Source organism: Micromonospora sp. NPDC049529, from assembly GCF_055586685.1.
Window position 1 is genome coordinate 236,513 of sequence record NZ_JBVJHT010000008.1, and the last position, 9,014, is coordinate 245,526.

Here is a 9,014-nt window from a genome sequence, read left to right on the forward strand (position 1 = left end):
AATGGATCCCGAAATGGTGCGTTCGGCCCCATGTCCAGATTGCGCGGAACATGCGATCTCCCACGCTCCGATTTCGCGGGCGGCGACACGGTTCGGGGCAGCGGCGTCTCGCCGGGGTTTGCCGCCGACGAACGGCGACGCCGACCGAGAGCGACGGTGCTGGCGCAGTGACGGTGTCGACCGGGAGCGACGGACGGCCCAGGCGGTCGACGGGCTCGCAGCGATCCTCGAAGCCCTCGCCGCACACCCACGGGAGCGCCGGGCCATCACCGGAACGGTGAGTGTCATGACCGAGACGGCCCAACGCGACCTCGTCGCCGAGTACTTCACCGGATTCCGGACGGGCCGGTGGCTCGACGCTTCCGTGACGCGCCGCAGAAGCGTCGAGCGGAGGCCGAAGCGGTGCTGGGTCAGGTGTGGGCGGTGGGGGACAGGTGGCCCTCGCCCGGTGCGTGACCCGGAGCGGAGCAGGCCGACCGGATGGCGTCGATCGTCGCCGCGACCGCCGACGACTCCGCGAGCGGTACGAGCCAGGCGCTCTCTCCCCGTACGGCCGCGCCGAACGCCTCGACCATCAGGCGGTACGGATCGGTGGCCGGGTAGTCGAGCACTCTCGCCGCGGTCCCGTCCAGCGTCATCCACAGGGTCGTGGGTGCGGCACCGGCGGTGAACGCCGGATGGGGTAGCCGCAGGACGCCGGCCTCGCCGCGTACCTCCAGGATCTGCTCGTCGCGGCCGTCCAGGGCCGCGACGATGTCCACCGTGGTGGTCGCACCGAAAGCGAGCCGGGCCCGGGTCGTGCTGTCGGCGTCGCCGCCGTCCCAGAGGGTCATCGTGGCGGTGACGTCGGTCGGTGGCCGCCAGGACAGCGCGGACAGGGCTCCGGCGACCGCGTAACAGCCGACGTCCCACAGGGCGCCGCCACCCATGGCGGCATCGCGTCGGTAGTTGCCGGCGGACGGGGACGCGCCGTGGAACCGGGCGGTCACCCGTTCGACCCGGCCGACGGCACCGGCGGTGAGAAGGGCCTCCACCGCCCGCGTACGGGGGTGCCACCGGTTCCAGGCCGCCTCGACGAGCAGGCGTCCTGCGGTTTCCGCCTCGACGGTCATCGCGGCCACCTCTTCGGCGGTCAACCCGAGCGGCTTCTCGCACAGAACGTGTTTGCCGTGCCGGAGCGCCGCGCGGACCCAGTCCAGGTGTGCCCGGTTGTGCAGGCAGACGTAGACGGCGTCGATGTCGGGGTCCGCCAGGAGCTGTTCGTAGCGGTGGTGGATCCGGGTCGGTCGCAGGGCGGCGGCTCGTCGCTCGTCCCTGGCGGCGACGGCGTGCAGGGTGTTGCCGGCCGCCGCCCGGACCGCTGGTCCGACGCTGGACCGGGCTATCGATCCGGCGCCGAGGAATCCCCAACGGACAGTCACTGTCGGTTTCCTTTCGTGTCGGCGGCGAGGTCGATGACGAGGCTGCTCCAGCCGAACTCCCGGGCCGCGTGTCCGGCCCCGTCGAACGGGCCGTAGCACTCCCGCATCCCCGACCGGGCGGTCATCTCCAGGGTGCGGTGGGCGAGTACGTCGGCGACTTCGGCGTAGCCGTGGGTGCGCAGTCCCGCGTGCAGGTACCAGTTGAGGTTGACCCAGCTCGAACCCCGGAAGATGGCTCCGGTATGAAAGTCCGGGTCGAACGTCGGCTCGTTCGCCGCCACGCTCGGTACGGGGAACGCGGTCCAGAACTCCCTTTCGTTGAGCAGGTGTTCCTCGACCAGGCGTCGGGTCGTCGGGGCGGGAAGGTCCTCAAGGAGCAGGGGGAACAGACTGCTGGCGGTGAGGCACCGGGCGGGCGTGCCGCGAACCAGGTCGAGATCCCAGAACACACCCCGTTCCTCGTCCCAGCAGTGGCGGAGCAGGGCGGCGGTGACACCCTGCGCGCGGTTCTCGAACACGTCGGCGACCCGCTGCCCGCTCGCGGACAGTCGGCACAGCCGGGCAACCGCCCGGAGCCCGTCGGCGTAGATGCTGTTGAACAGCACGTCGTGCCAGACGAACCGGCGGGCGGCCAGGAGTTCGGCGGCACCGGTCGCCGTCGCGTACGATTCGAGCAGCTTGCGCATCGCCTCGTGCCAGTGCGGGGACACGTTCCCCGTGGTGACGTCCAGGCCGATCGCCTCGTCGTACTTCGGGCTTGAGTCGAGACCGGACTCGTCCGGCTGGTACGTGGTCAGCAGGCCGGTCCGCGGGTTGGTCCGGTGGGTGCGCAGCCATTCGTAGAACGCCACCGTGCGGGGCAGGACGCCGCCCAGCCAGTCCCGGTCGTCGGTGGCCAGGAACACCCGCTCCACGCTGCGGGCGAGCACCGGCGGTGCGATGGTGGCCGAGGTCCAGCCCGTCACCCGGATGCGGAAGTCCTCGACGGCGCGTGGGCGCAGGTGGTCCTGCCACAGCAGCATGTGCGGCAGGAACCCCTCCGGTGTCACGGCGGTGAGCAGCGACCCGATCTCGGCCTGCGCCCGGCCCGGGTCGACGTGGGACAGCGCGATCGCGTGGAAGGCGCTGTCCCACGCCCACTGGAACGGGTACGTGTCCGGGGACGGGCAGGTGAACCGGAATTCGTGGCCGGCCCCGGTGGAGTAGCCGGTACGGAGGTTGCCGCGCAGGACGTCGGTGGCGGCGGTGATCGCGGCGTCGGTGGTGGTGACCCGGGTCGTGTCGCCGGTCATCGGCTGGCCAACTGCTGCTCGGTGCCCTGCGCAGCGCCGGTACCGGCGGGCTGCCGGTTGCGGACGAGCAGCAGTACGGTCGCCGCGGCCAGCAGGACCAGGTTGACGCCGAACGCCGGGGCGACCCCCAGCCGGTCGGCGAGTGTACCGAGCAGCAGGGGGGCGAGCATGATGCCCACGCCGACGACGAGTTGCGTACGCGCGGTCGCGTCATCGCTGCGGTCCGGTGCGGTCGCCACGGCCAGCGACAGCGCCAGGGGAAACAGGTTGGCCATGCCGAGGCCGAGGAACAGCAGCGCCACGACCATCGGGACGAGGCTCTGCGACACCCAGAGCGCGACGAACGCGACGGCGCTCATCCCGAGTGTCGCCAGCAGTAGCCGCCGGGTCCGGCCGGGGCGGGAGGTGAGCCGGCTGCCGGCGAGCCGGCCGACGAGTTCCCCCACCGCGAACACCGTCATGATCGCCGCGGCGGTGCCGGTGCCGATGCCGGTGACCTGGCGGAATAGGGAGGCGCCGAAGAAGACGACGCAGAACTCGGCCCCGACCACCAGACCACACACGGCGCACATCAGCCAGAAGGTGCCGGGCAGCGGTGGTTTCGCCCCGGCCGTACGGCGCGGCGTGCCGGCGTCCGTGCCGACGACCAGGGGCTCCCCGCGATAGCCGATCCGCAGCAGCAGCAGTGCCACGACCGGCAGGGCGAGACTGACCTGCCAGATCGCCACGGTCGCGTCGAGCGCGCCGACGAGCAGTGGGGCGAGCACGGCCGCCGCGCTGGCACCGGCGTTGGCTTCCACGATCGACCGGTCCCGCCGCTGGCCGTGCCGGTCCGCGAGCAGGGCCAACGCCATGATCTGGAGGAAGACGCCGCCGACCCCCAGCACCGCCGTGGCCGGCAGGGTGACGGCGGGCGTACGGCCCACCGCCAGGACGATCGAGCCGACGGCGACGGCGGTCGCGGCCGCCCAGAGCAGTCGCCGCCGACCGAACGCGGCGACCAACCTGGAAAAGAACAGACCGGGTACGAGCACGCCCGCGGCGAACACCGTCGAGTGCACGCCGATCATCGCGTACGGGAGGTCCAGGTCCCGCCGCAGCAGGGTCAGCATCGGCCCGAGTGCGTACAGGACGTAGGCGTAGACGGCGAGGACGGCGAACGCCAGCCAGGTGACCCGGTCGCGGGTGTACGGTGCGTCGAGCGTCATCGCAGGCCTCCGAGGAGTACGTCGGCGCCGGCCGTGGCGTGGGCGACCGGCGCCAGCCGTAGGCACGCCTTCATGGAGTCGCCCTGTCCGTAGCTCTCGAATGCCCCGAGCACGGCCGTCGGGTCGTAGAAGGAGATCCGGTGGCTCACCACCGGGTTGGCGTCGACCAGTCCGGATTCGAGCAGCCGTACGGCGATGTTCGCGACGTGCGCCGACCGGGCCATCGGGAACAGGCGTACGTCGAACGGAGTGGCCCGGACGTTGAGCCCCTTGGCGAGAATGAGCCAGGTGTTGATCTGCTGGCGTACGCCGGTCGCGCCGTAGACGACGTAGGTACCGCCGGGACGCAGCAGCCCCATCGCCAGTTCGCGTACGTCCTTGCCGTGGCCGTCGACGGCCACGTGCGGCAGGGCGTCGAACACGTAGTCCGCGTACTGGTCGTGGTTCTCGCGGACGAACGTCTCCAGCGCCCCGGCCTCGGTCGAGGTGTTGAATCCGAGCGACGCGCCATGGTTCAGCGCGATCTTCAACCGGTACTCGTTGCGGTCCACCACGGTCACCGACCGGGCGCCCAGGTAGCGGGTCAGGATCTGCGTCGCGAGCACCGCGCTCGGACCGCAGCCGAGGACGACGCACACGTCGCCGGGCCGGGGCGGGTTGACCAGGATCGAGCGCAACACCGAGGTCAGCGGCTCGATGATGGTGGCCGCGTCCCAGGACAGCGAGTCCGGCACGATGACCGCGGCCGCCTGGTCGGCGTCGTAGAAGTTCCGCTCGGTGTACCACGCGGTCTCGGCGGCGACCTGGTGACCGAAGATCGGTCGGATCACCCGGTACTCGGCCATGCCGCCGAAGTCCGTCTGTCCCCAGTAGCAGACCCGCTGCCCGAGATCGACCACGCCGTTGAGTCGGGCGCCGATGCCGACGACCTCGCCGACGTACTCGTGCCCGGGTATGACCGGCCAGGTCTCCGGGAACAGGTGTCCCCGGAAGTACGAGACGTCGGTCGAGCAGATCGACACCGATTCCGTACGGAGCAGGATCTCGTCCGCGCCGTGAACGGGATCGGGTTGCTCGGTCGACTCCAGAACGCCCGGCCCATACATGACGTACGCCTGCATTGAACCTCCCCAGAAAGGATCCCCGTTTTCAATGAGCCGGTATCCGTGCTCATTAACCTGAACGAAGAGTAGGGCTGAATTTCCGTGCACAGCTAGCCGGATTTATTGTGCGCTGAGTCACACTCGGAATCACTTCTCTGGGCATGCGAAAGCGCCGGCACGGGGCCGGTTTCGACAATGTGACCGTGTGCCGAATTGTTTCCGGGACTTATCAATCAGGTTGGTGGTGCATTACCTTCTGTGCTCTTCGGGTTGCCCGTCCAGTCGCGTGCGCAGATCGTCGAGAATGCTGGCGGTGGCCGTGGCGCCGAACCTGGTCACGCCGATCTCAGCCATTTCGAGAAGCAGGTCCAGGGTGCGGACCCCGCCGGCCGCCTTCACCCCCATCCGGGGCGGTACGGTCGCGCGCATCAGGCGCAGGTCGTCCAGGGTCGCCCCGCCCGGGGCGAACCCGGTGGAGGTCTTGACGTAGTTCGCCCCCGCCTGTTCGGCGATCCGGCAGCCCCGAATCTTCTCGTCCGTGTCCAGGTAGGCGTTCTCCAGGATGACCTTGACCAGGGCCACGCCGTCGGCCTCCCGGACGACCGCCCCGATGTCGGCGAGGACGTCGTCGTCCCGGCCCTGCCGGAGCCAGCCGATATTGATCACCATATCGATCTCGCGCGCCCCGTCGTTGAGCGCGGCGGCGGTTTCGGCCGCCTTGATCCGGCTGGTGCTGCTGCCGTGCGGGAATCCGACGACCGTACCGACAGCGACGTCCGTACCGGCCAGTACGCCGGCCGCGAATGGCACGTCGGCCGGTTTGACGCACACCGACGCGACATCGCGTCGCAGGGCCAGTTCGCAGCCGTCACCGACTTCCCCGATGGTGAGTTCCGGTCGCAGCAGCGAATGGTCGATCATTTTCGCGACCCGCTCGACGGAAACGTTCACGGGCGTCAGTGCTGAACTCACGGTGGTCACCTTTCGCTGCGGCTTACGGGTTGGCGATCGACTATGCCTTCGGCTCCGGGGATGCGTGCGAGTTGTCGTGGTCCACCGAGAACGCGACCTGGAGGGAATACCGCGCTCCGACGTAACGGGACTGGGTCAGTTCCAGTGGATTGTCGTCCTGGTCGAGCACCAGGCGCTTCTCCACCAGCAGGGCGGTTCCGGGGGCCACGTCGAGCAGTCGGCAGTCGTCCTCACCGGCGGCGTGCGCCTCCACCGTGGCGTAGCCCAGCATCGGCACTCGACCGAGCCGGATCAACGTCTCGTGCAACGACCGCCGGGCCAGGTCGACGTCGAGCAGTTCGCGTACGTCGGACGGGAAGGCCGCCTCCTCCAGGGCGACCGGCACCGCGTCGGCCAGCCGTACCCGCTGGATGGCCACCACCTCGGCTCCGGTCGACAGTCGCAACCGACCGACCTCCTCGGGCACCGCCGGCCGCATTCGGGCCGAGATGACCCGCGACGAGGGGACCCGGCCCTGCCGACGCATCTCGCTGCTGAACCGCACCAGGGTGTCGGCCCGGCGCTGGGTCACCGGCGGTGACACGAACGTGCCCCGACCCGCCTGGCGGTAGACCAGGCCGTCGGCGACCAGCCGCTGGACGGCGGCCCGGGCGGTCATCCGACTCACCCCGAACTGCTCCGAGAGAGTGGCCTCGGATGGTAACGACTCGTGTGGCTGCATTGTCCGGATCCGCGACTTGAGCTCCTGCTCGATCTGGTAGTACCTGGGCGCGAACTGGGTATCGCGCAGCGATCTCTCCGACACGCTCCGTACTGTACGCCGTCTAGCTGTCTAGTCAACTGGCCTTGGCCTGGGCGATGCCTCGAAATCGGTACGGGCGCGAGCGGGCGGCGTGTTTACATGCGCCTCATGGTGTCCAGTGATCGACTACTCGGGTTCGCGGTCATGTCGTTTCTGCTGACGGTGGTCCCCGGACCCAGCGTGCTGTCCGTGGTCGGGCGACGTTGTCGCGGTGGCACGTCGACCTCCGTCCTGCGCGTCGAGCAGGACCAGCAGGTCGTGAGGCGGGCCACCGGAGGTACGCAACCGTTCCAGGGACGACCGGTCCGCCACCGTAGCCGACAGCAGCCCTGACCTGGCCCAACAACCGGCTCCCTGTCGCCGGTTGGGTTTCAGGCAATCGGCCAACTCCACCAAGCGCATCCCGTGGTGGAAACGCCCAACAGCGATCTGTCAGCATCGCACCGCGTCTGTCACGACCGGGCGCAGCCTGCGCGGTTGGGAGCATCGGGCCACCTGGTGCGGGACGTCGTTTCGCCCGAGTGGCGGGGTCCTGGGGTGAAGTGCAGGTGGAACCGGGGGTTGCGGAGCAGTCACCGCGTCATCGCCGGGGTCTTGTGTGTGGCGTAGTTGTCCAGCACCAGATGGACGTCCAGATCACCGGGCACCGCCCCGTCGATCTTCCGCAGGAACTTCAGGGACTCCTGCCGCCGGTGCCGGCGGTGCACCGACCCGATCACCGTCCCGGTGGCCAGGTCCAACGCCGCGAACAAGCTCGTCACACCCGCCCGTAGGTAGTCGTGACTACGGCGTTCCGGCACACCGGGCTGCATCGGTAACACCGGCAAGACCGACAACGGCATCGTGACCGTGACCACGGTCTGGGCCGACGAGCGGGTCTCCTACCCGCTGCACGCCACCCCCGACCCGCAGACACTTCCCGACAAGGCCACCTGGTACTTGGCCACCAACCTGGCCCGCCCCGGCGGACCGCGCGACACCCCCGACGCGTCGCACGAGCCGGCCGACCTGACAGAAGTCGTGCGGCTCTACGGCATCCGGCACTGGATCGAGCAAAGCTACAAACAGGTCAAAGACGAACTCGGCCGGGCCGACTTCCAAGTCCGCTCCGCCACCGCGATCCGACGCCACCAAACCCTGGTCCACCGAGCGTTCTCGTTCTTCTGGAACACCTGGGTCGACCCACCGACCACAAACGACAGAAAGTCCGCCCTTTCTCCGGAACCGTCAAGCGACGACTCCGGAGAGAGGGGCTCGCCAGCCGACCCGCCGGCTGAACACCCCAGCTGGCCCAAGGCGCTACGCGCCGTTCGCGACTGGCTCACCCCATGGCTCCTCCTGCAACGCTGGTGGCAAGCCTGGACCGACACACCCCCGCCCGCTGAACTCCAGCAATTCCTCAACGCCCTCGAACAAGGCCACGCCATCAACCTCTATCTACCACCATAAGGGCGACAAACTACCGCTAGGCGCCCTCGTGGAGCGCCCCGGCCCGGCCCGGCCATGATTCACTGGTTGCGAGCAGGCAGCAGCAACGGCACCGGTGGCGGAGCGGCAGGGCTCCACCACCGGATACGCCGCTGTCAGTGGCCGGGCGGCAACGTTACGCGTTGCCCCAGGTGGCGGAAACCATCGAGGCGGTGGTCACGGCAACCCGGGCTCGTCGCCATCCGCTCGTCGAGCCGTAGGTCTCGTACAACTCGGTGCCCTCAATGGTGTAGAGGTACCGCTGTGCCGACGGACTCCAGGTCGCGGAGAGCGAGGACGCGGAATGGTTCCCGACCTCGACCTTCTGCCAGCCCGTAGGGCTGCCGTAGTATTCGTAGAGAATCCCGCTCTCCATCGTGTAGATGTATCGCTTCCCGGCCGGGCTCCAGGTCGCCGAGAGCAGGCTCGCGGCGCTGCTCGCGAAACTTACCCGCTGCCAACCGTTGGGGCTCCCGTAGTACTCGCAGAGTCCGTTGTTCTCAACGGTGTAGAGGTACCTGGCGCCTGCTGGGCTCCAGGTGGCCGAGAGTAGGGTGGCGGTGCTGTTCGCGACCTGCGCCTTCTGCCAGCCGGTCGGACTGCCGTAGTACTCGTACAGGACACCGCCCTCGACGGTGTAGATGTACCGCTTTCCTGCTGGGCTCCAGGTGGCCGAGAGTAGGGTGGCGGTGCTGTTCGCGACCTGCGCCTTCTGCCAGCCGGTCGGACTGCCGTAGTACTCGTACAGG

Annotated in this window: 8 protein-coding genes and 1 pseudogene; 1 reads left to right on the forward strand and 8 read right to left on the reverse strand. The window is 69.1% G+C overall.

Annotated features, from left to right (window positions below):
• Positions 1–410: 410 nt before the first annotated feature.
• From ACZ6QQ_RS16175 to ACZ6QQ_RS16205, 7 genes and pseudogenes are all read right to left on the reverse strand, one after another.
• Positions 411–1,421, reverse strand: coding sequence for a Gfo/Idh/MocA family protein (locus ACZ6QQ_RS16175; protein WP_465877039.1), 1,011 nt, complete (start codon positions 1,419–1,421; stop codon positions 411–413).
• Positions 1,418–2,713, reverse strand: coding sequence for an MGH1-like glycoside hydrolase domain-containing protein (locus ACZ6QQ_RS16180; protein ID WP_465877041.1), 1,296 nt, complete (start codon positions 2,711–2,713; stop codon positions 1,418–1,420). The genes ACZ6QQ_RS16175 and ACZ6QQ_RS16180 overlap by 4 nt, the downstream gene beginning before the upstream one ends.
• Positions 2,710–3,921, reverse strand: a complete 1,212-nt coding sequence (locus tag ACZ6QQ_RS16185) for an MFS transporter (RefSeq protein ID WP_465877043.1) — start codon at positions 3,919–3,921, stop codon at positions 2,710–2,712. Before ACZ6QQ_RS16185 ends, ACZ6QQ_RS16180 begins: the two co-directional genes overlap by 4 nt.
• Entirely contained in the window at positions 3,918–5,042 is a 1,125-nt protein-coding gene (locus ACZ6QQ_RS16190; RefSeq protein ID WP_465877045.1) for a zinc-dependent alcohol dehydrogenase, read from the reverse strand. The genes ACZ6QQ_RS16185 and ACZ6QQ_RS16190 overlap by 4 nt, the downstream gene beginning before the upstream one ends.
• Positions 5,043–5,273: 231 nt before the next feature.
• Positions 5,274–5,996, reverse strand: coding sequence for a deoxyribose-phosphate aldolase (gene deoC / locus ACZ6QQ_RS16195; RefSeq protein WP_465877047.1), 723 nt, complete (start codon positions 5,994–5,996; stop codon positions 5,274–5,276).
• A 40-nt stretch (positions 5,997–6,036) separates the two neighbouring features.
• Positions 6,037–6,801 carry a GntR family transcriptional regulator gene (locus ACZ6QQ_RS16200; RefSeq protein ID WP_465877049.1) on the reverse strand — a complete coding sequence of 255 codons (765 nt, stop codon included), beginning with the start codon at positions 6,799–6,801 and terminating at the stop codon, positions 6,037–6,039.
• A gap of 572 nt (positions 6,802–7,373) precedes the next feature.
• Positions 7,374–7,622 (reverse strand): annotated as a pseudogene (locus tag ACZ6QQ_RS16205) (IS630 family transposase); the annotation flags it as partial.
• A 19-nt stretch (positions 7,623–7,641) separates the two neighbouring features.
• Between ACZ6QQ_RS16205 and ACZ6QQ_RS16210 the strand changes: the two are divergent.
• Complete coding sequence (locus ACZ6QQ_RS16210; RefSeq protein WP_465877051.1) at positions 7,642–8,247, forward strand: hypothetical protein; 606 nt, start codon at positions 7,642–7,644, stop codon at positions 8,245–8,247.
• A gap of 154 nt (positions 8,248–8,401) precedes the next feature.
• Here ACZ6QQ_RS16210 and ACZ6QQ_RS16215 read toward each other — a convergent pair.
• A partial coding sequence (locus tag ACZ6QQ_RS16215; RefSeq protein WP_465877052.1) for a TolB-like translocation protein occupies positions 8,402–9,014 on the reverse strand: 613 nt, incomplete at its 5' end.

Bases quoted from the DNA above. Each gene is read 5' to 3' on its own strand.
- ACZ6QQ_RS16190 (WP_465877045.1), bottom strand. From the start codon at position 5,042: ATGCAGGCGTACGTCATGTATGGGCCGGGCGTTCTGGAGTCGACCGAG.
- ACZ6QQ_RS16185 (WP_465877043.1), bottom strand. From the start codon at position 3,921: ATGACGCTCGACGCACCGTACACCCGCGACCGGGTCACCTGGCTGGCG.
- ACZ6QQ_RS16180 (WP_465877041.1), bottom strand. From the start codon at position 2,713: ATGACCGGCGACACGACCCGGGTCACCACCACCGACGCCGCGATCACC.